The sequence below is a fragment of the Streptomyces pseudoechinosporeus genome, assembly GCF_054783935.1.
The window spans coordinates 1-22,490 of record NZ_BAAGPS010000008.1 but is presented as its reverse complement, the minus strand read 5'-3'; the positions used below and the strand labels follow the sequence as shown (position 1 = coordinate 22,490).

Here is a 22,490-nt window from a genome sequence, read left to right as displayed (position 1 = left end):
GGAGAGGGCACATGGAGTTGCAGGAAGTCGAGGTGTTCATCGCACCCGACGGCACCACCAGGATCGAGGTGCGCGGGGTCGCCGGGGCGGGCTGTCTCGACCTTACCGAGGACCTGGAGAAGGCACTCGGCGGACAGATCGTGGAACGCGAACTGACCGCCGAGGCCCAGGAGTTGCTCCAGGAGCGTGTCGACGAGCGACTGCGGCGCGGTCCGGGTTCATGAGCCGACCGCGGCAGGGGCAGCCACAGCGGGAGCAGTCGCAGCACGGGCTGCCACAGCGCGGCCTGCGCCTCCACGGCTTCGAGCCGTACAGCGCCGCCAACGGCCCCGGCACCCGGGCCGTGGTCTGGGTGCAGGGCTGCACGCTCGGCTGCCCCGGCTGCTTCAACCCCGAGACCCATGAACGGGGCGCCGAAGAGACGCCCGTGGACGAGCTGTTCGAGCGCATCCGGAGCCTCGGTGACCGTATCGAGGGGGTGACGATCAGCGGCGGCGAACCGCTTCAGCAACGCGAGCCGGTGCTGCGGCTGCTGGCCCGCATCCGCGCCGAAACCCCCCTGTCCGCCGTCCTGTTCACCGGGTACCGCTGGCCGGAGGTGACCCGTATGCCGGACGCGGACGCCCTGTGCGGCAGCGTCGACGTGCTGCTTGCCGGGCGGTACGAGCCCGGGCAGCGCATCGCCCGGGGCCTGCGGGGCTCCGCCAACAAGACGGTGCATCTGTTCGGCGACCGGTACGCGCTGCACGATCTCGAGGCGGTACCGGACGCGGAGGTGGTCATCCACCCCGACGGGCGGCTGACCCTCACCGGAATCGACCCGCTCACCGCTCCCCCGGCAGCCACTGGTCCGCCAGGTCAGCGGCATCGACATCAGCCATTCGACATCGAGGTACGCGAGTGAAGAACGACCATGGCCGCATGAGCTTCGACAAGAACGGCCGCCAAAGTGCCGCCGCGGACGGTCAGTTGACCTTCGAGGCGGAACTCGACCTGTTCCTGCGGGCCCGCTACACACTCGTCGTGGTCGTCACTCTCGAAGAGGAACGCGCGCTCCAGGCGATCGCCGAGGTCTGCGAACGCGGACGGCGCCCCTGCCTCGCCTGGGACCTGGCGGACGGATTCGAGGCGCTCAGCGGCAAGCCCGGCAACCTGCCCGCCGCGAAGGATCCGCTGACCGTGATCCAGCAGATCGAGAAGGCCGACGGCGACATCACCTTCGTACTGAAGGATTTCCACGACTGCTGGTCCAACCCCCAGGTGAAGCGGAAGCTGCGCAATACGGCGCAGCGGCTGAAGTTCACCCGTAAGTCCATCGTCGTGATCTCGCCGACCCGCACGGTCCCCGAGGAGCTCAAGAACGAGACGGAGGTCCTGGAGCTCCCACTGCCCGACAGCCGCCAACTCGACGGCGTACTCAGCGGGTTGACCAAGACACCCGGCATCAAGGTCGATCTGACACCGGGCGGGCGGGAGAAGCTCGGGCAGGCGGCCCTTGGCATGACCGCCGCGCAGGCCGGCCGCGCGTACGCCAAGTCCATCGTCCGCGACGGCGCGCTGGACGACCGGCACATCGAGTCCGTCGTACGGGAGAAGAAGGAGGTCATCCGGGAGAGCGAGGCGCTGGAGTTCTATCCGGTGCACGAAACCCCGGACGACGTGGGCGGGCTCGACGTACTCAAGCAGTGGCTGCGGCTGCGGGAGCGCGCCTTCACCCAGGAGGCCCGGGACTACGGCCTGCCCTCGCCCAAGGGCATGGCGCTGATCGGCATCCCGGGCACCGGCAAGAGCCTGACCGCCAAGATGATCGGCGGACTGTGGCGGCTGCCGCTGCTGCGGCTCGACGTCGGCGCCCTCTTCGGCTCGCTGGTCGGCGAGGCGGAGGAACGCACCCGCCGGGCACTGCGGCTTGCCGAGACGGTGGCGCCGTGCGTGGTGTGGATCGACGAGATGGAGAAGGCCCTCGCACACGGCGGCGGCGACTCGGGCACCAGCACCCGTGTGTTCGGCACGATCCTGACCTGGATGCAGGAGAAGACGGCGCCCTGCTTCGTCGTCGGCACCGCCAACGACGTCTCCAGCCTGCCGCCGGAGGTGCTCCGCAAGGGCCGTTTCGACGAGATCTTCTTCCTCGACCTGCCCACCGCCGAGGAACGCGCCGAGATCTTCTCCGTGCACCTGCGCAAGCGGCGCCGCCTACCCAGCGACTTCGACATCGCGACGCTGGCCGCGCGGTCCGAGGGCTACGTCGGCGCCGAGATCGAGCAGACCATCGTGGACGCGATGTACGTCGGCTTCCACCAGAACCGCGAGTTCACCACCGACGACATCCTCGCCGCGCTCGCCCGCCAGGTACCGCTGTCGGTGTCCCAGCGCGAGACCATCGGGGCGCTGCGCACCTGGATGCGGGAGGGCCGCGCCCAGTCCGCGTCCTTCGACGAAGCGGTCGAGGCGGAACGGCAGTTCGTGGTCCCGCTCGAACCGCTGGGTCCCTGAAGCGCCGCCAGCCCCTTCTCTTGAACCGTCGATATGCACTTGTCGGAGGCCCCCATGTCGCACTTCACCACCATGACCACCCAGATCACCGACCCGGAAGCCCTGCGCGCCGCGCTCGCGGACGTCGGCTACGGCGACGTGGAATTCCACGACGCCCCCCAGCCGCTGTACGGCTACCAGGGCGACCAGCGCGCCGACCGCGCCCATGTCATCGTCCGCCGCGCCCACATCGGCCGGGCCTCCAACGACATCGGCTTCCTGCACCAGGAGGACGGCCACTACCTGGCCGTGATCAGCGAGTACGACCGCCGCAAGCACGACGAAACCTGGCTGGGAAAGGTGACCGCCCGCCACGCCTACCACCTCACGGCCAGCACCCTTGAGGCTCAGGGCTTCAGCATGGCCGAGGAGACGACGGAGCGGGACGGGACGGTCAGGATGGTGCTGCGGCGGTTCCAGTGAGCCATCCCTGAAAGGGTGGGCCGAGTGCGTCAGACCCTCGGCTCGATGGGCTCGATCGGCTCGAGGAGATCCGGCAGGGTCGGATATCCCGGGTAGCTGCTCCCGCTCACCACGTACGTGCAGTTGGTGTACGTGTAGCCGGGATCGATGCTCATGCCGTCGGCCTCGTTCGTCACGTCCTCCGCGTCTTCGTCGGCGTACTTGATGAGGGTGTGGTAGTCGCCGGCGGGCAGGTTGAGAAAGTCGGTCGGGTAGAAGATGGAGCTGTTCTTGCAGGCGGTGTCCCGGGCCTCCGACTCGCTGGAGTACTCGGTGCAGCCGTCGCAGGCCGCGAGGGTGATGCGACCGGTGACCGGGCCGGTGTAGAGGAACTCGACCGCGGTCGGGGCGTCGTTGCTGATCTCCAGGGGCATCTTGGCGCCGCCCGGGCTGCGGGACGGCGGCAGCTTCTTGCCCGCCTCGGGCCGCTCCTCGGCGATCTCCGCGGCGATGGCGATCTGCCAGGCGCGCTTCGCGTTCTTGTTGTCCTTGTACTTGTCGGCGAAGTCGCTGAGCGTGGCGGCCGCCGCGCCGAACTTGTCGTCCTCGAACTCGTCGACCCCGCAGGCGTAGGCGCCGGACTCCACCGCGTTGGCGGCGTCCGTACGCAGCCCGTCGCCGGGGCTGCCCGCGGGCAGGTCGACCATGGTCTGGCTGATGGCCTGCAACTCCTCGCTGGCCGGGCAGGGGTCGTTGCCCTTCAGCGCCTTGGAGTGGTTCGTGATCTGCTCGCTGACAGCCGGTTCGACCTTCGCGGCCTGCGCCGAGTCGGGGAACGTACGCAGGAGTTCGGTCAGTGCACCGCCGTTCGCCTCCGCTTCGGTCACGGCGTCGGAGCCGAGGTTCGCGATGCCGCACTCGTAGAGCGAGGTCGCCAGGGGCTCGACGGGCCAGTCGGCGAGGGAGCCGAGCCGCTTGCTGCCCACGGTGTCGGGCAGCTTCCACAGATACCGCAGCGGTTCCAGGGCCTCGCAGTACTCCTTCTCGCGATACGGCGTGGCGACGGCGGCGTAGTACCGGTCGATGCGGTCGGGGATGCGCTGTGCCGCCCGGCTGCCGGGGTGGTCGTCACCGAGCGAATCGTAGGCCTTCAGCGCCCGCTCGTAGTCCGCCTCGGCCTCGGCGAAGCCGTCCTGCCGCGAGGCGGCCGTGACCAGCCGGTCCGTCTTGGCCAGCCGGTCGAGCAGCATCTGCTGGTACGCCTCTTCCCGCGCCGCCTCGTACCCCACCGCGCTACCGGCCGGCACGGCGAGCAGCACGAGCCCGAGCCCGGCGGCGACCATCGGCCGCACCGGCAACGTCATCCGCGTACGGCGCCCCAGCCACGCCCCGTGGACCGCGGCCAGCACCAGAACCAGGCCGTACGCCCACACCGCCCCGCCCGGCACCCCGTCCGGGTCGGCGGGCAGCGCGGCCACCAGCAGACAGGCGGTCGCGATCCAGCACAGGGCGGCCAGCGGCCAGCGCCGCAGGAGCACGTACCCGAGCCCGAGCCCGGAGAGGTTGAACAGCCCGGCCGCCGCGGCCCGCCACGGGTCCGGGGGCACGGCGTCCTCGGGCTCGTCCTCCGGCAGCGTGTAGGTCAACCACTCGGAGGCCGGCGGGACGGGCGGCGGACTGTCGGGCAGCGGGGGTGGGGGCGACGACGGGGGCACGGGCGGCGCGGACGACGGAGGCTCGGGCGGCGACGGAGGTACGTCCGGCGGAGGCGGCGCGGACGGCGGAGGCGACGAAGGCGGCGGCGTGGACTCCGGTCCGCTGCCCGACGGCTCTCCCGTGCCACCGACACCCGACGGCTCTTCGGACCCACTCATACCGACTCACTCCCCCAACTGCCGTACGTCCAGGACATCTTGCCCCTTTACAGGTTCCCTATGCTCCTGCAGGCGGTTGGGGAGGGGTCCCGAACGACGGAGGAAAAGTTGAACGGAAGGTGACGGCACGATCACTCGAGCAGGCCCGCGCTTACACCGGCCTCCTGCGACACTGAAGAGTGAGTCGGCGGTAAGCGAGCCGCCAACTTCACCATTCCATGGGGGACTTCACATGGCACTGTTCGGAAACGCCCACACCGTCGATCCGGCAAAGGCTCAGCACGACTACGCGCGACTGCTCGGGCAGGACGAGCAGGTGTACGCCGCATACCTGCTGATCCGCGACACCATCCTCTTCACCGACCGCCGCCTCATCCTCATCGACAAGCAGGGCATCACCGGCAAGAAGACGGAGTACCACTCCGTCCCGTACCGCAGCATCACCCACTTCTCCGTCGAGACCGCCGGCCACTTCGACCTCGACGCCGAGCTGAAGATCTGGATCTCCGGCACCCCCGCACCGATCGAGAAGACCTTCACCAAGGGCGTCGACATCTACGAAGTCCAGGCGATCCTCACGCAGTTCGTGGCGCGCTAGCCAACTCCCGTACGGCCGACGCGCACTGCACTGGTTCAAGTCGACCTACAGCGGCAGCGAGGGCAGCGACTGCGTCGAGGTAGCCACCCACCGTTCCTAGTCACTGAGTGGTAGTGAGTCCTGCGTCCAGGTCTGCACGTCAGTGGCCCGCTCCGAACGGTGTTGGGCGGACTCGGCCCTCGCGTGGGGTCTTCGGCGGCGTGCATCGTGTGCACGATCCTCCAGGCGCGCTCGGGCCGTGGGGGTGCGGCAGGGGTCGGGCTGAATGGTGAACGCGGGTGGGCGATGGTCTTCCGTACCGGTCCCGGAGTGCGTCGTCGCGCACCGCCTGCCACCCCTGACGGGGTGGGCTGGGACGGCTTCCGTCTGCTTGCGGGGTACGGTCTTCTCTGCCCTGCGCCGCGCGCCCAGCCCCTGGCCGCGCCTGCCGATCACCACGGCCGCAGCCTGGTGACCGGAAGTCTTCTCCCTCCTGGTGCTGGTGGCGCGCTTCCAGTGTTGGGCGCCCCACCGGCTGGAGTACGCCGGATCCACCACGATCACGGCGAGGTGGGCGCGGTGTGCCATCGCCACCAGCCGGGCCGCGAACTTCGCCACCGGCATCCCCGCCACCATGTGCCGGAACGCCTTCCCGGACCGGCCGTTCCAGCCGCAGGACTCGCGGCCGGTGTCGAAGCCGAGATCCTCGATGACCAGCGCGGTGGCCCCGGACTCCTTCGCGAGGCGGATCAACCGCGAGCAGGCGTGCCTGATCTGGGCGTCCCGGCGGCCGCTGGTGCCGGTGTAGTCGACGTCGATCCGGTACGGACGCCCCGTCGGGTTGCCGTGCGCATCCAGCCGCCAGGCCGCCAGGTGATCGCTGTTGTGGTCGATGCCGATCACCCCGCCCGCCCGGGCGGCGGCCATCAGCGCCGCATCGTCCACGCCGTCGGGCAGGTCGGGGCGGGCCGGGGTGAAGGAGGCGGTCAGATAGCAGCGCCCGTCCTCGAAGCCGATGCGGTAGCCGACCGCGCGATGGGCGCCTACCTGGGCCCGCCACTCGTGGTCGCGGTAGGCGAACGCGCACCGCGCATCGAGCGTGTAGCGGCCATGCCGGTCGCACCACGGCGCGTAGCGGTCGGCGAGTTCGGGGGGCAGCTTGATCGTGATCGCGCCGTCCGGGGTGATCTGGATGCTCTGGTTGCCGTGCCGTTTGCCGCTCTCCCCGTCCGCCTCGATCCTCGTGCGCGCCTCGACCCACCGGCGCCGCCACTGCTCCTCGTCCAGCCCGGCCTGCTCCAGATGCAGCCGGGTGTGCAGGAGTCTGCGGCCGCCGCGCACCACCCGCACCCGGCCCTGCTCCCACTGGACCCGCACCCGGGCGGCCTCGGCCTGAAGGTGGGCCAGGCGGCGCTGTTTGGCCGCCCGCACGGCCTGGCTGGGATAGCCCTCGACACGACTCTTCGCATGGCAGGCGCCGACCGGGACCGACAGGCGCGCGGACACCGTGGCGATGGCCTGCTCCAGCTCCGCCAGGTGTGCGGCCTGGGCGCGGCGGGCCAGCGCCCACTGATCGTTGCTGCCCCGGGTGAGCGTGCCCGCCCACCGCGACGATGACAGTGCGGTCAGCTCCCGCTTGCGCCGGGCGAAATCCTCCGCCGTGTGCTCCGCCCCCAGGAAGATGCGTTCGGCCAGATCCCGGTTGGCCAACTCGCCGAGAAAATCCCCGAGTTCAGCCAGTACCCGTTCATCACGCTCGGACAGGTGCAGCCGGGTGCGGATCGCCATCGCCCCGGAATGCTCCGCCAGCCGGGGCGGGGCCAGCACCCGCAACCCCGACACCGAACGCACCACCGACCCCGCAGCCACCACCCCACCCCCATCCGTCGAGTCCGTCGAGTCCGTCGAGTCCGTCGAGTCCGTCGAGTCCGTCGAGTCCGTCGAGTCCGTCGAGTCCGTCGAGTCCGTCGACAGGGCTAACGACCTCAGCAGCACAAGGTCACCCGTTCGGCCCGAGAACTTCCGTTCCCGCCGGTCCGCCATCGGCCGCAGCGGCAGCCTGGCCCGGTTGCGCGCGGAGCGTCGACCGTACAGCTGACACCGACAACGCAACCGTCACCGCGATCGAGGCGACAGCCATCACCACCATCGCCGCCCCCGCCGACGTCAGTTGAGCCACCGCCCCCGCCAGCCCGGCAGCCACCCCCTGCATCGTGAGCATCCCGGCGGAGTGCAACCCCAGGGCGTGACCGCTGAGTTCGGGCGGGGTGAGGGCCATCAGCTGTTCCTGCTGGACCAGGCTCGCGCCGAAGCCCACGGAGGCCACCGCCACGACAACCGCCGCCACCGGCACCCCCGGCCGCAGAGCGAACACCAGGTACGGCGCAGCCAGGAGCAGGAGCAGCGGGATGCCGAACCGGGGCCGCACCCGGGACGGAAGGATGCGGCCGACCGTCACGTCCCCGGCGAACATCCCGAGCGCCGCGCATGCGAAGAGCAGGCCCGCGTGGTCGGGGGCGTACGGGACGTACAGCGACTCGCAGCCGACGATCAGGCCGTTGGGGATCCAGAGGAGCAGGTAGACGTTGCGGCGGGGTGCGTACGACCACAGGCGCGCGTTCGTACGCCAGGTCTCGGCCACGGAGGGGCGGCCGGACGCGCGGGGCGGGCGGCAGGTCAGGCCGAGGCTGGCCGTGATCGCTGCCGCGAGGTAGAGCGCCGCGGCCGTGAGCAGGGTGCCGCGCGGGGACAGGAGCGTGACGAGGACGCCGCCCGTCGCGTATCCGGTGATCTGCGTGAGTCCGTTCGCCATGTTGAAGACCGAACGGCCAAGCAGGTAGCCGTCCTTGGGGAGGACCTCGTTCAGCAGACCCCAGCGGACTCCCCCGCCCAACGAGGCCACCAGGCCCAGCAGCAGGATCAGAGCGAAGATCGCCCACAGGGGTACGGGCGCCGCCAGGATCGCCGTACCCGCCGCGAACGCCAGGGCGATGCCCGTCATCGTCGCGCGGGGCGGCAGCCGGTCCGCCGCCGACAGCAACGTTGCGGCGCCCAGGACTTGAGCCAGCGACGGCCCGAACATGCTCAGCGCCGAGAGCAGGGGCGAGTCGGTGGCCGCGTACACCAAGGTGCCCAGGGCCAGACCGCTCATCGTCTGCGCGGCCACCTGGACGAGGGAAGTCAGGAACAGCGGCGTGAACTCCGGTGTGTGGAACAGAGATCGGTAGGAGCGCATGAGCGGAGTCTCGAAGCGTCGGTGGCCCGGCCGTTAATGTTTCGCGCGGATGCGAAACCAAAAGACCTGAGGCGGCAGGCAGGCATGGGCTGGTGGCAGGTCAACGCCGACACCCTCGCCGGGAGCCGTTTCGTGCTGTCCCCGCTCGCCGAGACCTTCGCCGGTCTCAAGACGCTGCACTCAGGGACGGCCGCGCACCCCGGCGAGCGAGTCTGGCTCGATGCCCATCTCGCCGACTACAGACGGCGGTTGGCCGACGACCCCGTCACCGCCGCCCTCGTCCGGGCCGGTCTCGGCAAGGAGTGGATCGCCGACTTCCTCACGCCGACCCCGACCGGGGAGCCGGAGGACTTCGACACGGAAGTCGCGCGCGTACGGGACGCGTCTCCCGAAGCCGCCCGCGCCCACCTCGCCGTCGCCCTGAGCGGCGGCCCGCTGCCGCGCATCCTCCAGGACCGCGACGACCTGCCGGCCCGTGCCGCCGACCTGCTGCAGTACGTCTGGGCCGAAGCCGTACGCCCCTACTGGGCCCGGCGGCGACGCGTACTCGAAGCCGATGTCGTCGCCCGTACCGTCCAGTTGAGCCAGGTCGGCTGGGCCGCCGCGCTCGACGCGATGCGGCCGGGCATGCGCTGGCTGGGCGAGAACCGGCTCCAGGTCAACCTGCACGAGTATCCGCCGCGCGAGATCTCCGGCGCCGAGCTCTTCTTCGTACCGGTCACGCCCCAGCGGCACGGCTGGGTCTCCTGGGAGGAGCCGCACCGGTACGCGGTCGTCTACCCGTGCTCGGGCGCGCTGGCCGGAGCGGAACCGGCCGCCGCGCCCGAGAGCCTCAACCGGTTGCTCGGAACCGCGCGGGCGGGCGTACTCGCGCTGCTCGACTCCCCTTTGAGTACGAGCCAGTTGGTGGCCGTCACGGGACACGGACTCGGCTCCGTCGGCCGCCACCTGAAGGTCCTGCTCGACGCCGGGCTCGTCCAGCGGCGACGGGCGGGACGGTCGGTGCTCTACTCCAGAACGCCGGCGGGCGAGGTTCTCGTCAAAGCGGGGCTTCGAATGCGCCCTCACCGGCCGCGATTGGCGTGAGTCTCAGGACAGGCCCTCGATGATGATGCCGTTGGCGTCAACGCTCGCCAGCCGTTCCTGCTTCAGCGGTTCGTACCCCGGCGAGTTGTACCAGGCTCGCGCCTGCTCGACGGACGGGAACTCCAGGAGGACAAGATACGTGGGGCGCCAGTCGCCCTCGATCACAGCCGGGTTCCCGCCGATTACGCGGTAGGTTCCACCGAACTCGGCGACGGTCTTCGGAGCCTTGGCCGTGTACGCCTCCAATCGCTCCGCGTCGGTTATCTTCTTGCTCTCGAACAGCATGAATGCGCTCATGCGCAGTACCTCATTCAAGAATGGAGAAAAAAAGACCTCTGGCCGCGCTACGATTTGTTCTCGTGCACAACCCGAATATAGACAGCCGTCGAGCCCCTCGTAAGAAGGCACTTTGATGTCAGCCACGCACCTGAATGTGCCTGTACCGGTCCCCGCAGATGGCGACTGCGCAATCCGTGACATCCACGAGATGATCAGCAACAAATGGGGCATGCTCGTGGTGATCCTGCTTGGACAGCGCTCCTATCGCTTCAACGAGCTGCACCGCTCCGTCGAGGGCATCAGCCAGCGCGTCCTCACCCTCACCCTGCGCAACCTGGCCCGGGACGGCCTGGTCAGCCGTACGCAGCACGCCACGATCCCGCCCCGCGTCGACTACGCGCTCACCGATCTCGGCCGCAGCCTTCTGGGTCCCCTGACCACTCTCAACGCCTGGGCCGAGGCCAACCAGCCCGACATCCGCGCCGCCCGCACGCGTTACGACAACCCCGAGCCCTCTGCGGGGTAGATGCGCTCCTGCCGGACAGGCAGTTCGGGATGCCGCCGGTCAGGGGTGGTCCGACGATGCATCCGATCGCGGGCCATGAAGCCGTACAGGGGGAGGGCTGGGCGAGTAAGCCCTCATACACGCGTGCTACTGATCGACGATCACCCCAGGTCGCGCTTTCGGTGGAACCGTTGCCCGTGAGGTTCCCCGGGGGAGGTGTTCTTGTCCCCAGTACGCGAGTGCGGCGAGGGGAATGAGCGCAGCCCGGCCGTTCCTGGTGAGGGCGTAGCGGACGGTGGGCGGATCCGCGCACTCCGTTTTGGTGATCAGGCCTGATCCGGTCAGTTCCTGTAGACGGTCGGCGAGGCCGCGTTCGCTGACGCCGGGCACTCTGCGTCGCAGTTCCCGGAACTCGGTGGCTCCTTTCGCCAGGGCGGACAGCAGCGGGCCGCTGCCTGTCGCACCGAGGGTGGAGCAGGCGCGGGAGAGGGAGTCGATCACGTTGCGCTCGGCTGCGGAGAGCGCGTCATCCGTCATGGTGTGCACAACTTCCTTGCGGGGTACGGCCGGTCGGCGGGCGGTTCGTGTCCAGGGGTGCGCGCGGTGCGCAGGCCGGCAGGTCCCGTCGGGGCCTGGGAGGGGATGGCCTGTGCACCGCGCGCGGTCTCCGGATCGTGTTCAGCCCATGTGGACGGCCGGGGCGCCGTCTTCCGCGTGCTGCCGTCCGGCGTTGATGGCCAGGACTGTGATGGCGAGGCCCGCGAGGAACATGGTTCCGGCGGCGGCGAAGGCCATGGTGTAGCCGTGGGTCAGGGCCTCACCGGCCTTTGCCACCAGGCCGAAGTCCTTGACGGCGAGCCCTCGGTAGAGGGCGGTGGCCGCGTCCGGGAGCTTGTCGTTGGCGGCCGACGTGGAGACCGTTGAGAGTACGGCGAGGCCGAGGGCGCCGCCGATCTGCTGGGCGGTGTTCAGCAGGGCCGACGCGATGCCGGTGTCGTGGTGGGCGACGCCGCTGACCGCGCCGAGGGTCATCGGTACGAAGCTCATGCCCAGGCCGAGCGCGGTGACGAACATCGCGGGCATCAGGTGCGCGGCGTACGAGGAGTCCGGTTCCAGGGTGGCGAACCAGAACATGCCGACGGCTCCGACCAGCAGTCCGGGACCGGCGATCATGCGGGGCGCGACGTGCGTGGCCAGCTTGGAACTGATGCCCGCGGCGGCGGCCATGCCGAAGCTGAACGGAAGGTAGGCGAAGCCGGTCTTCACCGGGCTGTAGCCAAGGATGAGCTGCATGTACAGCGTCAAGAAGTAGAACGTGGCGAACATGCCCGCGCCGATGAACAGCATCGTGGCGTAACTGCCGGAGCGGTTACGGTCCTTCAGCAGACGCAGCGGCATCATCGGGTCCGCCGCGCGGGCCTGAAGCAGCAGGAAGGCGGCGAGCAGCGCGGCGGCCCCGGTGAAGGAGGCCAGGGTCAGGGTGTCGGTCCAGCCGTGTTCGCCGCCCCGGGTGATGCCGTAGACCAGGGCGAGCAGTCCGCCGGTGCCGGAGATGGCGCCTGGAATGTCCAGGCGGCCGGGGTGGCGTTCCGCCTCGACGAGGGTCCTGGTGCCGGCGAGCACGGCCAGGCCGATGGGGATGTTGACGAAGAACACCCAGCGCCAGTCCAGCAGGTCGGTGAGGGTGCCGCCCAGCAGCAGGCCGACGGTGGCGCCGACGCCGCCCATGGCCGCGTACACCCCCATCGCGGTGTTACGCCGCTTGCCCTGCGGGAACGTCGTGGTGATCAGTGCCAGGGCGCTGGGCGCGGCGAGTGCGGCACCGACGCCCTGCAGGATTCGGGCGCCGATGAGCAGACTCTCGCCGGGGGCCAGACCGCCCAGCAGGGAGGCCAGGGTGAAGACGGCGATACCGGCCTGGAACATGCGCCGCCGCCCGAACAGGTCGCCGGCCCGTCCGCCGAGTAGCAGCAGCCCGCCGAAGGCCAGGGCGTAGGAGTTGACGATCCAGGCGAGGTTCGCGTCACTGACGTTCAGGTCGGTCTGGATGGCGGGCAGCGCGATGTTGGTGATGGTGGCGTCCAGTACCACCATCAACTGCGCTGCGGCGATGACGAGTAGGGCCAGCCCGAGGTGCCGGCTCCGGCCTGGCCGTGTAGGGGGCGTATCGGCCGGGGCCTCGGCGGCCACGGCCGCGCTTTCGGTGGGCATGAAAAAAGACTCCAGAAGAGACTTGTCGGTGGAGCAGCACAGCCGGAAAACGGCCGGGACCACACTGGAAAGGGACACCCGATAAGGCAGCGAACTTCATGCTTTCGTTGCAGAAGAGGAATAGTCCCGCGCGTTCATATAGCGGGCAGATGGCACCCTTGAACCACAAGAAAAACCCTAGCACCGGCCGACGTCCTGAATCGGACCGTAGAAAGTGTGGTAAAGGTCGCACTTGACAGAGAGACCTTTTCTATGGGCACTGAATACTGTCCAGGAACTCCGAATCCGGATAGCGGGCAGTCGGCACTCAGCGGAACCAGGAGACCGCACAGGACAGTTGGCCCAGGTCGCCGATGAGAAAGCGGTCGTAGGGCTGTTTCTGATCCCCGGTCCTCAGTAGCCTTGAGTCCTACGCTGGCGTGGTGTCCGAGCGCACCGGACGGGCTGGGGGAGAGGAACCGAGGTCGACGAGGAAGCCGACGCAGTGAGCTGCGAGCGGTCCGCGTACGACATGGCCGCTCGAATCGAGCACCTGGCGCAGACTGAGCCCGGGCGCTTGGGCCTGCCCGAGCGGACATCAGCACCTTCACCACGGAATACCAGGGTTCGGTTGCTGGGACAGGGAGAGAGCTATACGGCCTGGCGCCTCGACGTCGACGGAAGTCCTCCTCTGGTCGTCCGGGTCACACGCCGGGCTCCCGAGGACCTGCCCAGGCCGATGAGCAAGGAGTTCGTCGCTCTCCCCCTCCTTCCCGACGGCATCGGCCCCTCGGCTGTGCTGCTGGAACAGGCACGCGACAACCCTCTGGGGTCTCCCTACATGGTGTGCGGGTACGTTTCCGGCCGGGTGTTCCAGCCCGCAGAGTGGAACGACGGCCTTCTGGCCTCCCACGCCCGCCAGATGAGCAGGCTCCACGCCAGGGCCTTCGACCGGTGCGGTGACGTCGGCGCACCAGCTGAGGAACAAGCCACGCAGCTGTCACTGACTCACCTGTTCACCACCAGCCTCGCCTGGTGGAGCGAGACATTCCCGCAGGTCGTCGACGACCCGGAGGTCAGCCGGCTGCTCCCCAGCGTGGAAGCCTTCGTGGCGGCGGCGGAACCCGCCTTCCGGCGCCTGGAGCGGTTCACCCTCATCCACGGTGACCTGGTGGTTCCCAACATCATGGTCGACGACGCCGGCACGCCACGTTACGTGGACTGGGAATGGGTCGAAATCGGAGACCCGGCACAGGACCTGGCGTACATCGGTGGCTACGTACCGGCTCCGCCGTGGTACCTGCCGCTGGACCGTACGAGGATCCGCCGGTTGCTGGAGAGCTATCTGCGGTACGCCCCCGACACCTGCGACGAGACGCTGGACAGCCTCGAGACGCGCCGCGACGCGTGGGAGGTGTACGAGCGGTTCTTCTCCTCCCTGCACTTCCGCACCCGCCGCAACACTCCCGAGGACCTGCAGACCGGTCTCTATACCCACGCGGTCGCTCAGCTCACAGCCGGCCTCCGCCACCGCCTCGCCCCGCCGTGATCCAGCCCTCGACACCGCCCGCGGGCCCAAGCTCTCCGCGAGCCCGCTCGGCTTCGGCGTCCCGTCAAAGGCGCGGCGCGCCCGTCACCGACATCACCAGCGAGTACAGCGACGTCGTGGCCGTGATGAACATGCGGTTGTTCTTCGGGCCGCCGAACGCGATGTTGGACACCGTCTCGGGGATCAGCAGGCGGCCGATGAGGGTGCCGTCGGGGTCGTAGCAGTGCACGCCGTCGTCGAGGGCGGCTGCCCACAGGCGGCCCTCGTCGTCGAAGCGGATGTTGTCGAAGTGGACGCCGTCCTTGCCCTCGGCGAAGACCTCGCCGGGCGACAGGGTGCCGTCGTCGCGTACCTCGTGGACGTGGATGCGGGCGGCCCGGGAGTCGGAGACGTACAAGCGCCGTTCGTCGGGCGAGAAGATCACGCCGTTCGGGCCCTCGAAGCCGTCCGCGACGAGGCGGACCTCCCCCGTCACCGGGTCCAGCCGGTACACGTTGCACGCGCCGATCTCGGACTCCGCCCGGTGGCCCTCGTAGTCGGTGAGGATGCCGAAGTCCGGGTCGGAGAAGTAGATCGAGCCGTCGGAGCGTACGACGGCGTCGTTGGGGCTGTTGAGGCGCCGGCCCTCGTAGTGAGAGGCGAGAACGGTCACCCGGCCGTCGTGCTCCGTGCGCGTCACCCGCCGGTTGCCCTGCTCGCAGGTGATCAACCGGCCTTCCCGGTCAAGGGTGTTGCCGTTGCTGTGCCCCGCCGGAAGCCGGAAGACCCCCACTGTCCCCGTCGTCTCGTCCCAGCGCAGGAGGCGGTCGTTGGGGATGTCGCTCCAGATCAGCTGGCGCCAGGCGGGGACGTACAGCGGGCCCTCCGCCCAGCGGCAGTCGTCGTACAGGCGTTCCAGACGCGAGTCCCCGAACGTGCAGCGTCCGGTGCGGAAACGGTCGTCGAGTGTCTCGTAGATCCCATTCACCGTGGTCACGTCGGGGACCTTACCGATCCCGGTTAGCATCCGGGCATGGCTTCTTCTGACGCGTCTTCCGTATCCGTGTACGACATCGACATCAACGCCCTGCAAGGCGGCTCCGCCGACCTCGGGCAGTACAAGGGCAAAGCCGTACTCATCGTGAACGTGGCCTCCAAGTGCGGCCTCACCCCGCAGTACGCGGGCCTCGAGCGGCTGCACGAGCGGTACGCCGCCCAGGGCTTCACCGTGCTCGGGGTGCCCTGCAACCAGTTCATGGGCCAGGAGCCCGGTACGTCCGAGGAGATCGCGGAGTTCTGCTCCGCGACGTACGGCGTGACCTTCCCGATGACCGAGAAGGTCGAGGTGAACGGGGACGGACGCCACGCGCTGTACGAGCGCCTCGTACCGACCGAGGACGCCGAGGGCCACAGCGGCGACATCCGCTGGAACTTCGAGAAGTTCCTCCTCGGCCGCGACGGCACGGTCCTCGCCCGCTTCTCACCGCAGACGGAGCCGGAGTCCGCCGAGCTCATCTCCGCGGTGGAGAAGGCTGTCGCCTGATCCGTAGGTGAAGTGACACCGGGCGTCACTCGGTGGCGCCCGGCCTGACCGCCTCCCGCATCTCCTCGGGGCACCCCGTGCCCCGAGGCAACTGGTACCGCGCCGCCAGGCGATACGTACCAGGCCGCGGAGCCAGCAGCTCCGTCCACTCGTCGCCCTTCGCGTCCTCCTCCGCCTCCATCAGGCAGCCGGCGACGTTCTCGAACGTCTTCGGGGCCTCGTCGTCGACCTCCCGCAGCCGTTTGGATTCCTCCGTCTCCTGGGGCGGCTCGACGCTCTTGCCCTCGGCGTCGACGAGGCCGAGCCACGGTGAGTACGGGACGCGGATCAGGACCCGGCCCGCCTGCTTCACGTTGATCGTCATCTCGTCCTGGCCGGCGCGCTCGACGGTGGCGGGCGGGTCGGCGAGCGGGGTGGGATCGGTGACCTTGAAGAGCTGCCAGTTGGCGTCGCCCCAGACCTGCTTCAGATAGGGCTGGCCGCGCTGCACGAGCTCGCGTTCGCGCTCGCCGCCGTCCCCGTCGGGCTCGTCCTTGGGCAGGACGACGTAGTGGACGGCCCAGCGCTGGAGCCACTCATGGTAGTTGGCGGAGTTCAGGGTGTCGTCGTAGAAGAGCGGGTTGCGCTCCATGTCGGCCTGCCGGTTCCAGCCGCGGGCGAGGTTCACATACGGCGCGAGCGCGGACGCCTCACGGTGCGAGCGGGCCGGTACGACCTCCACGCGGCCCTTCTCGGCGTCCACCACCTGAAGCTGGTCGACGATGGGGGCGAGCTCACGCGCCCAGGACGCGGCAGGCGTCGCGTTGACGGTGTCGTCCACCGCCTTGAAGCCGACCCACGCGACGAACCCCGCGGAGGCGACGACCAGCGCGTACCACCTGCGCGAGCGCGGCACCGTGAACGGCAGCGCCGCCAGCAGCACGACACCCGCGAACAGCATCGCAAGCCGCGTGATGTTGGAGCCGATCTGCGAGCTGATCAACCAGACGAGGACCACGGAGAGCCCGTACACCCCGGCCGTGATCCGGACCGTCTTCCACTCCCTGGGCACGAGGAAGACGACGAAGACCGAGAACAGGAAGGGCAGGACGACCGACCCGAACATCATCGGCTGCGTACCGGAGAACGGGAAAAGCCACGCCGACACGCCCACGACGGCGGCGGGCGCGAGCCCCAGCGCGTACGCTCCCGGGCGCCGCTTCTGCAGGAACAGCGCCACGGCGACCAGCCCCACGAAGAGCCCCGCCACGGGCGACGCGGCGGTCGCGATCGCGGCGAGCGGGGCGGCGCACAGGGCCTTGGCCCAGCGCTTGTAGCGCCAGCGGTGCGGCCAGCAGAAGACGACGGCGGTCGCGCCCAGCGCGAAGACCATGCCGAGACCGAAGGTCACACGGCCGGACACGGCGTTGCAGAAGAGCGCGAACACCCCCATCAACGCGGGCCACCGCAGCTCCCGTACGGCCCTGCTGCGCATGAGGATCAGCGTGAGCAGCCCCGCGGAGACCGTCCCCGCGATCATCATCGTCGGCCGCACCCCGAGCACCGACATCAGATACGGGGACACGACGCTGTACGAGACGGGGTGCATGCCCCCGTACCAGGCGAGGTTGTACGCCGAGTCCGGGTGCCGTCCGACGAACTCCGCCCAGGCGTCCTGCGCCGCGAGATCGCCACCGCTGTTGGCGAACGTGAAGAACCAGACGACGTGCAGCACACCGGCGAGGGCGGTGGCGAGGGTGACCGGATGCCGGAGGAAGCGGGCGAAGGAGGTGGGGGGCGTGGGGGGTACATCGGACTCGCGGCCTTGACGCGCTTCACGGCTGTCGTCGTGGGTGTCTCCGCGGGTGCCGTCGTGGATCTCGTCGCGGCCGTCGGCCGTTCCCGCACGCTCGCGTATTCGCGGGCCGGCTCCTCCTCGGCTCGGCTCGGCGTCTTCGGCGTGCGTCGGCTCCGCTGTCGCCACGTGAAAGGCACTCCCCGTGTCCCATTGTTCCGCTCTCGGCCGGGCTCCGCGGCCGTCGAGCTGCCCCGATCCTTGCGACGCTAGCACGCACCCCGCCGCGGGTCGCCCGGGCGGGACGCGGTCTGCGGGGTCCGGCCTGTTTGCGATGTCTACGGCAGGTTTACGGCCGGTTCACGGCACGTACGTCGCGCTGTGTCACTGGGACGTACGTGCCGTGAACTCACCTGTGGGGCGCGGTGACTGTCCGGCCCGGGTGACCGTCCTGCTGTCCGTCCGGCCGTCAGCTCACGCGGGTGAGCTTGGAGCCGTAGCCAGGTTCGGTGAGGTCCGACTGAAGGGCGACCGGGACCTCGACGGCATCGCCCGTGCCGTCACCGACGCTCAGCGAACCGACCTTGGTTCCCGCCTTCGCCTCGTGCGGAATCTCCGTACCGTCGTCGCTCAAGGTCAGCTCGACGGTCTTGCCGGCCCAGCCCACAGCGGAGACGTCCTGCGTGGCGACGACCCGCGTACGGCCGCCGAACCCGTCGTCCACGTACCCGACGACATCGCCCTTCTTCAGGATCGTCGACGAGGTCAGCGCGTCCTGGGCGGCGACCATCGCGGTCTTGCTGACCGCGTTGACCGTGTCGATGATCGGCGGCTGGTGCTGGCCGAGGATCGCGCCGACGACGGTGACGATCTCGCCGTCCACGTCCTCGGTGGCGGCGAACAGCAGGTTGCCGCCGGCCTTGGTGGTGGAGCCGGTCTTGATGCCGATGGCGTTGTCGTACGGGACGAGGCGGTTGTAGTTCTGCCACTCCTTGCCCGAGGGGTCCTTCCAGGTGGGCAGCTTGGTGATGTCCGTCAGCGCCTTCATCTGAACCAGCTCGTTGCCGAGCTTCACCTGGTCCTCGGCGCTGGAGACGGTCGTCTCCTTCAGGCCGGAGGGGTCGGTGTACTTCGTGTTCTTCATCCCGAGGTCCTTGGCGGCGTCGTTCATCTTCTTGACGAACGCGGCCTCGGAACCGGCGTCCCAACGGGCCAGCAGGCGCGCCACATTGTTCGCGGACGGAATCATGATGGCGGCCAGGGCCTGCCGCTGGGTGAGGGTGTCGCCCTCCTTGATGGTGTTGAGCGTGGACTCGCCGTCCTTGTCGTAACCGCCCTCCGTCTCGGCCTTCGCGTCGACGGGGATGTTCTTGCCCTCCTCGCCGGGCTTCAGCGGGTGGTCCTTGAGGATCACGTACGCGACCATGGCCTTGGCGACCGAGCCGATCGCCACGGGCTGCTGCTCGCCGAAGTTGTCGACCGTGCCGATGCCGTTGACGTCCATCCAGCCCTGGCCCTCGGCGGGCCACGGCAGGGTGACCTTGTCGCCCTCGAAGGTGTACGTCTCGTCGGCCGTCAGCGCGAGGGCGGGCGCCGGCAAGGGGCGTACCGCCTGCACGACCGCGAACACCACGGCCAGCAGAACGGCCAACGGCGTCCAGATCTTGACCCGCCGCACGATCGTCCGCACCGGGGTCTCCGGAGGCGGCGGCGTGTTCGTCAGCTCCGCCAGCAGGTCGAGCGGCGGCTTGGGCGGCAGGGGTTGCTGCGCGGTCCGCTCCGGCCCGACCTGCGGAATGGCGGCGGTCTTCTCGGCGGCGGGCGGAAGGGCCGGCTTCTCCTTGGGAGGAGCCGGTTCGTCGAGCGGCTTGAGCGCCACGAACTTGCTGGTGCGCTCGGAGTCACGCTCGGAGGTGGGCTTCTCGTCCTGCTTGTCGTCGGGCTCGGGGCCGGCGGGCTTCTCGTCCGGCTTGGCATCGCCCACCTTGAGCGTGGTGGTGGGCTGATCAACAGCGGGCGCCCGCACCTTGAAGGTGGCGGTGGGCTGATCGACGGGACGCTTCGGCTCGTCCTCACCAGCACTTGAGCTGGGCTCGGGCTCGCCATCGTCGTCCCGGTCGGCAGCCGGGACGTTTCCGCTGCTGACACGGGGGTCACGCTTCGCGTCGGGGTCCGGGCCGCTCGCGGAGCCGGACTCCGCGTCGCCGTCCCGGCCGCTCTCGGATTCGGACTTCGCGTCGGCACCGGAGGCGAGAGCGGCTTCGCCGCCGGGGGTGGCGTCCGCCTTCGGCTCGTCCGCCTCGGCGGTACGGCCAGGGGCCGGGGCCTCTTCGGCCGAGGGCTCGGCGTCGGGGCCGCCCGCGGGGCGGTCGTCCTCCGCGTCAGCGGTGGCACCATCCACAGCGACGCTGGAGCCAGACTCCGCGCCAGTGCCCGGGGCGGCGGCCGAGGCGGCTTCGCCGCCGGGGGGCGCGTCCGCCTTCGGCTCGTCCACGTCGTCGCTACGGCCACCGGCCACGGCGCCTTCGGCCGAGGGCTCGGCACCGGAGCCGCCCGCAGGGTCGTCGCCCTCCGCGTCAGTGGACACATCCTCGCCGGAGGCATCTCCGTCGGCGCCGGAGGCGGCGTCCGCCTCCGCCTCGTCCGCACCAGAGCCACGGCTACCCGCCGGGGTGTCCTCGCCCGAGGGCTCGGCGTCCGACCGCGCGTCGGCGCCGTCCTCCGGCTTCGCCTCCGACCGCTCGGCCTCCTCCGCGGCCTCGGCCTCGGCGTCGCCCGCCGACCGGTCGTCCTTCGCCTCCACAGTGCCGGAGGTGCCCTCCATCGCGACCGCATCCTCCGGCTCGGAGTCCGAACCTGCCTCGGAGTCCGTACGCGCCTCCTCGGTGTCGGCCGCCGCCTCCGGAGCCGTACCGTCGTCGGCCGAAGGCGCCGCGTCGCCGTCACCCTCGATGCCGCCGTCACTCTCCGCCCCGGCCCGCGACTCACGGTCACCCGAGCCCGAATCCGAATCCGAGCCCGCACCCTCAGCCCCGGCATCCGCCCCCGCGACCCAAGCCGCCACAGCGTCCCGCAGCCGGGTGTCACCCGCCTGGGACGACTGGGAGCCGTTCGCACCGGACTCCGCGGCGTCCTCCGCTTCCGAAGCAGCCGCAGAGCCCTCCCGCCCGGGGGAACCCTCAGCAGTCAAGCCCTCCGCCCCTGCCGTATCCGACGCAACCGAACCTGAAGCGTCCGTACCCGAGGCGCCCGAAGCCGACACGTCCGAAGCCGACACGTCCGCGACCCCGCGCGTGGAGAACACCGCCGTAGCCGTGTCCACCCTCCCCCGCTCCCGCCGTCGCTCGCGCGGCGGGACCGCCGCCACCGCCTCGCGGGCCACCGCGAGCCGCGGATCCGCAACCTGCGCGGGACGCGCGTCGGACCCACCCCCGGAGCCAGAGGCAGGACCCGGAACCGGAGCCGTGCTCCCCGACGTCGGTTCTGCCGACGACTCGTGCTGCTTCGACCTGTCGGGGGACTCGCCCGCCACCGATGCCTCCTCCATGCGCCACTCACCGTGCGCCCAACCGAACCATGAACCCTTGAAGAGCCGCCAACAGACATCCGGAATCGCTGTCCGAACCGTGTACCAGTGTCCTGTGTGCGGGCTTAACACCTGCGGTAGACGAGAACGACATACCTACTGGTTCCACTACATTCCGGTCACGCGCTCTCGACAGACCATTGTGAGAGGGGTCACCCTGTCATTCATCCACGCGGGGAGGCATGGATGGGCAGGAGCCGCAGAACGATTCCGGAGGAGCTTCTGCTGCTGGCGCTGGACCCGACCACGGGTACCACCGCACAGCCGCAGTCGCTCGACCTTGGTCTGGCCGGAGCACAGCTAGTGGAGCTGGCGCTGGCCGGACGGATAGCCCCAGACGGGGATCGTATCGCCGTGGTAGTACCACGGCCGACCGGAGATCCGACTTTGGACTGCGCGTTGGAGTTGCTGCGAAGGCGTGGCGCTCCTGTGCGTGCCGTCCACTGGATCGGCGGGCCCCGACTGGGGCTGCGCCAGACGTACCTATCGCATCTGGAGCGCTGCGGCATGGTCCATGCCGTCGCGGGACAGATGTGCGGGGTGCTCCCGACGACTCGCTATCAGGCGACCGACACGGAGATCAGCCGGGAGATCAAGGCCCGGCTGGACAGTGCGATCCGCACCGGCGTACCGCCGGACCCGCGGACCGCCGCACTGGCCGCGCTGGCGCACGCCGTCGGCCTGGGCAAGCACCTCTACCCGGGGAACGAAGGGCGCTCCTCGCGCTCCCGCCTCCGGGATCTGATCAGGCATGACCCCATGGGCGGACTCGTGGCGCACGCCGTGATGGACGTCCAGAACGGTGTGGCTGCCCAGCCTCGCCGCAGCCCGGCACCAACGGCCGGCCGTCAGGCCACCGCCGGAGCCAGGCCCGCACCGGAACCCGCTCGGGGTGTTCCGATGCAACCGCGCCGCGGATCCATGGCGCGCGCCGTGGCCCACTGAACCGCTGTTCCACGGCACAAGGCACTACACAACAACTGCAGGGCACTACAGAGCACCACGCGCACAGCACACCGTCAGCGCCGCACCGCAAGTCCCCAAGACCCGGTTCGGGAGCCGCTGAGCCGCGCGGGGCGGCAGGCCGTACGTCCGGACGACGACACGGCCCGCCGCCCCGCGCGGCCGTATGTCCGCCCATGTACCGACTGCCGCGAAGCGGGTCCGGCGAAGTCCGGTACGGCTGGGCAGCGCTCCAAAGGGGCGCGGGGCTGTGACATATGCGGCTCTGCCGCCCGGACACCACCAGCCACAACGGACCCGCAGGTGACGCACCGGACTTCCAGCGGAGCGCTTAGTGCCTGTCCGCGAACTGATCATTTCGGGGCTGTGCGCGCGTGGGCGCGGGCGAGTCTGCGCCGCATGAGGATGGTCAT

At 69.8% G+C, this 22,490-nt stretch carries 20 protein-coding genes; 11 read left to right on the top strand and 9 right to left on the bottom strand.

What is annotated here, in order from left to right; all coding sequences use genetic code 11:
* The first annotated feature begins 11 nt into the window (after positions 1-11).
* From ACYVO6_RS11195 to ACYVO6_RS11180, 4 genes are read left to right on the top strand one after another with little or no spacing between them, the layout of a single operon-like run.
* On the top strand, positions 12-224 hold the full coding sequence (locus ACYVO6_RS11195; RefSeq protein ID WP_461059937.1) for a DUF2997 domain-containing protein: 213 nt from the start codon (positions 12-14) through the stop codon (positions 222-224).
* Positions 221-904 (top strand): 4Fe-4S single cluster domain-containing protein, encoded by a 684-nt coding sequence (locus ACYVO6_RS11190; protein ID WP_461059935.1) that lies wholly within the window; start codon positions 221-223, stop codon positions 902-904. The genes ACYVO6_RS11195 and ACYVO6_RS11190 overlap by 4 nt, the downstream gene beginning before the upstream one ends.
* Before the next feature lie 17 nt (positions 905-921).
* Positions 922-2,496: an AAA family ATPase gene (locus ACYVO6_RS11185; RefSeq protein WP_461059933.1), complete on the top strand. Its 1,575-nt coding sequence runs from the start codon at positions 922-924 to the stop codon at positions 2,494-2,496.
* Between the two features lie 54 nt (positions 2,497-2,550).
* Positions 2,551-2,958, top strand: a complete 408-nt coding sequence (locus tag ACYVO6_RS11180; protein ID WP_461059931.1) for a DUF1257 domain-containing protein — start codon at positions 2,551-2,553, stop codon at positions 2,956-2,958.
* 29 nt (positions 2,959-2,987) lie between these two features.
* Here ACYVO6_RS11180 and ACYVO6_RS11175 read toward each other — a convergent pair whose 3' ends face one another.
* Complete coding sequence (locus ACYVO6_RS11175; RefSeq protein ID WP_461059929.1) at positions 2,988-4,811, bottom strand: hypothetical protein; 1,824 nt, start codon at positions 4,809-4,811, stop codon at positions 2,988-2,990.
* A 232-nt stretch (positions 4,812-5,043) separates the two neighbouring features.
* On the opposite strand from ACYVO6_RS11175, the gene ACYVO6_RS11170 reads away from it, so the two are divergent.
* A complete protein-coding gene (locus ACYVO6_RS11170; protein ID WP_033325663.1) occupies positions 5,044-5,409 on the top strand; it encodes a PH domain-containing protein in 366 nt (121 codons plus the stop codon).
* 25 nt (positions 5,410-5,434) lie between these two features.
* Complete coding sequence (locus ACYVO6_RS11165; RefSeq protein WP_352377992.1) at positions 5,435-5,509, top strand: DUF397 domain-containing protein; 75 nt, start codon at positions 5,435-5,437, stop codon at positions 5,507-5,509.
* On the opposite strand, the gene ACYVO6_RS11160 is transcribed toward ACYVO6_RS11165, so the two are convergent.
* Positions 5,506-7,431: an IS200/IS605 family accessory protein TnpB-related protein gene (locus ACYVO6_RS11160; RefSeq protein WP_461059927.1), complete on the bottom strand. Its 1,926-nt coding sequence runs from the start codon at positions 7,429-7,431 to the stop codon at positions 5,506-5,508. The two genes, ACYVO6_RS11165 and ACYVO6_RS11160, sit on opposite strands and share 4 nt — an antisense overlap.
* Entirely contained in the window at positions 7,388-8,623 is a 1,236-nt protein-coding gene (locus ACYVO6_RS11155) for an MFS transporter (RefSeq protein WP_461059925.1), read from the bottom strand. The genes ACYVO6_RS11160 and ACYVO6_RS11155 overlap by 44 nt, the downstream gene beginning before the upstream one ends.
* An 84-nt stretch (positions 8,624-8,707) precedes the next feature.
* Between ACYVO6_RS11155 and ACYVO6_RS11150 the strand changes: the two genes are divergently transcribed.
* On the top strand, positions 8,708-9,709 hold the full coding sequence (locus tag ACYVO6_RS11150) for an ArsR/SmtB family transcription factor (protein ID WP_461059923.1): 1,002 nt from the start codon (positions 8,708-8,710) through the stop codon (positions 9,707-9,709).
* A gap of 3 nt (positions 9,710-9,712) precedes the next feature.
* On the opposite strand, the gene ACYVO6_RS11145 is transcribed toward ACYVO6_RS11150, so the two are convergent.
* The gene (locus ACYVO6_RS11145; protein ID WP_461059921.1) at positions 9,713-10,006 is read right to left on the bottom strand and encodes a DUF1330 domain-containing protein; all 294 of its coding nucleotides are present in this window, start codon (positions 10,004-10,006) and stop codon (positions 9,713-9,715) included.
* A gap of 190 nt (positions 10,007-10,196) precedes the next feature.
* On the opposite strand from ACYVO6_RS11145, the gene ACYVO6_RS11140 reads away from it, so the two are divergent.
* Complete coding sequence (locus ACYVO6_RS11140; RefSeq protein ID WP_461059919.1) at positions 10,197-10,514, top strand: winged helix-turn-helix transcriptional regulator; 318 nt, start codon at positions 10,197-10,199, stop codon at positions 10,512-10,514.
* A gap of 126 nt (positions 10,515-10,640) precedes the next feature.
* Here the strand turns inward: ACYVO6_RS11140 and ACYVO6_RS11135 are convergent, their stop codons facing one another.
* Positions 10,641-11,030: a winged helix-turn-helix transcriptional regulator gene (locus ACYVO6_RS11135; RefSeq protein WP_461059917.1), complete on the bottom strand. Its 390-nt coding sequence runs from the start codon at positions 11,028-11,030 to the stop codon at positions 10,641-10,643.
* A 141-nt stretch (positions 11,031-11,171) separates the two neighbouring features.
* Positions 11,172-12,704, bottom strand: coding sequence for an MFS transporter (locus tag ACYVO6_RS11130; protein WP_461059915.1), 1,533 nt, complete (start codon positions 12,702-12,704; stop codon positions 11,172-11,174).
* Between the two features lie 610 nt (positions 12,705-13,314).
* On the opposite strand from ACYVO6_RS11130, the gene ACYVO6_RS11125 reads away from it, so the two are divergent.
* Positions 13,315-14,232: a phosphotransferase family protein gene (locus ACYVO6_RS11125; protein WP_461059913.1), complete on the top strand. Its 918-nt coding sequence runs from the start codon at positions 13,315-13,317 to the stop codon at positions 14,230-14,232.
* Positions 14,233-14,296: 64 nt separating this feature from the next.
* Here ACYVO6_RS11125 and ACYVO6_RS11120 read toward each other — a convergent pair whose 3' ends face one another.
* Entirely contained in the window at positions 14,297-15,208 is a 912-nt protein-coding gene (locus ACYVO6_RS11120; RefSeq protein ID WP_461059911.1) for an SMP-30/gluconolactonase/LRE family protein, read from the bottom strand.
* Between the two features lie 36 nt (positions 15,209-15,244).
* On the opposite strand from ACYVO6_RS11120, the gene ACYVO6_RS11115 reads away from it, so the two are divergent.
* Entirely contained in the window at positions 15,245-15,754 is a 510-nt protein-coding gene (locus ACYVO6_RS11115; RefSeq protein WP_461059909.1) for a glutathione peroxidase, read from the top strand.
* Positions 15,755-15,779: 25 nt separating this feature from the next.
* Here ACYVO6_RS11115 and ACYVO6_RS11110 read toward each other — a convergent pair whose 3' ends face one another.
* Together ACYVO6_RS11110 and ACYVO6_RS11105 are read right to left on the bottom strand one after the other, a co-directional pair.
* Entirely contained in the window at positions 15,780-17,717 is a 1,938-nt protein-coding gene (locus ACYVO6_RS11110) for an MFS transporter (protein ID WP_461059907.1), read from the bottom strand.
* A gap of 280 nt (positions 17,718-17,997) precedes the next feature.
* Positions 17,998-20,718 (bottom strand): D-alanyl-D-alanine carboxypeptidase, encoded by a 2,721-nt coding sequence (locus ACYVO6_RS11105; protein WP_461059905.1) that lies wholly within the window; start codon positions 20,716-20,718, stop codon positions 17,998-18,000.
* A gap of 582 nt (positions 20,719-21,300) precedes the next feature.
* Between ACYVO6_RS11105 and ACYVO6_RS11100 the strand changes: the two genes are divergently transcribed.
* On the top strand, positions 21,301-22,059 hold the full coding sequence (locus ACYVO6_RS11100) for a GOLPH3/VPS74 family protein (RefSeq protein WP_461059903.1): 759 nt from the start codon (positions 21,301-21,303) through the stop codon (positions 22,057-22,059).
* The last annotated feature ends 431 nt before the right edge of the window (positions 22,060-22,490 follow it).

What these genes read in the sequence shown, in the direction of transcription:
- ACYVO6_RS11195 (WP_461059937.1), top strand. Translation starts at nt 12, where the DNA reads ATGGAGTTGCAGGAAGTCGAGGTGTTCATCGCACCCGACGGCACCACC.
- ACYVO6_RS11190 (WP_461059935.1), top strand. Translation starts at nt 221, where the DNA reads ATGAGCCGACCGCGGCAGGGGCAGCCACAGCGGGAGCAGTCGCAGCAC.
- ACYVO6_RS11185 (WP_461059933.1), top strand. Translation starts at nt 922, where the DNA reads ATGAGCTTCGACAAGAACGGCCGCCAAAGTGCCGCCGCGGACGGTCAG.
- ACYVO6_RS11180 (WP_461059931.1), top strand. Translation starts at nt 2,551, where the DNA reads ATGTCGCACTTCACCACCATGACCACCCAGATCACCGACCCGGAAGCC.
- ACYVO6_RS11175 (WP_461059929.1), bottom strand. Translation starts at nt 4,811, where the DNA reads ATGAGTGGGTCCGAAGAGCCGTCGGGTGTCGGTGGCACGGGAGAGCCG.
- ACYVO6_RS11170 (WP_033325663.1), top strand. Translation starts at nt 5,044, where the DNA reads ATGGCACTGTTCGGAAACGCCCACACCGTCGATCCGGCAAAGGCTCAG.
- ACYVO6_RS11160 (WP_461059927.1), bottom strand. Translation starts at nt 7,431, where the DNA reads ATGGCGGACCGGCGGGAACGGAAGTTCTCGGGCCGAACGGGTGACCTT.
- ACYVO6_RS11155 (WP_461059925.1), bottom strand. Translation starts at nt 8,623, where the DNA reads ATGCGCTCCTACCGATCTCTGTTCCACACACCGGAGTTCACGCCGCTG.
- ACYVO6_RS11150 (WP_461059923.1), top strand. Translation starts at nt 8,708, where the DNA reads ATGGGCTGGTGGCAGGTCAACGCCGACACCCTCGCCGGGAGCCGTTTC.
- ACYVO6_RS11145 (WP_461059921.1), bottom strand. Translation starts at nt 10,006, where the DNA reads ATGAGCGCATTCATGCTGTTCGAGAGCAAGAAGATAACCGACGCGGAG.
- ACYVO6_RS11140 (WP_461059919.1), top strand. Translation starts at nt 10,197, where the DNA reads ATGATCAGCAACAAATGGGGCATGCTCGTGGTGATCCTGCTTGGACAG.
- ACYVO6_RS11135 (WP_461059917.1), bottom strand. Translation starts at nt 11,030, where the DNA reads ATGACGGATGACGCGCTCTCCGCAGCCGAGCGCAACGTGATCGACTCC.
- ACYVO6_RS11130 (WP_461059915.1), bottom strand. Translation starts at nt 12,704, where the DNA reads ATGCCCACCGAAAGCGCGGCCGTGGCCGCCGAGGCCCCGGCCGATACG.
- ACYVO6_RS11115 (WP_461059909.1), top strand. Translation starts at nt 15,245, where the DNA reads ATGGCTTCTTCTGACGCGTCTTCCGTATCCGTGTACGACATCGACATC.
- ACYVO6_RS11100 (WP_461059903.1), top strand. Translation starts at nt 21,301, where the DNA reads ATGGGCAGGAGCCGCAGAACGATTCCGGAGGAGCTTCTGCTGCTGGCG.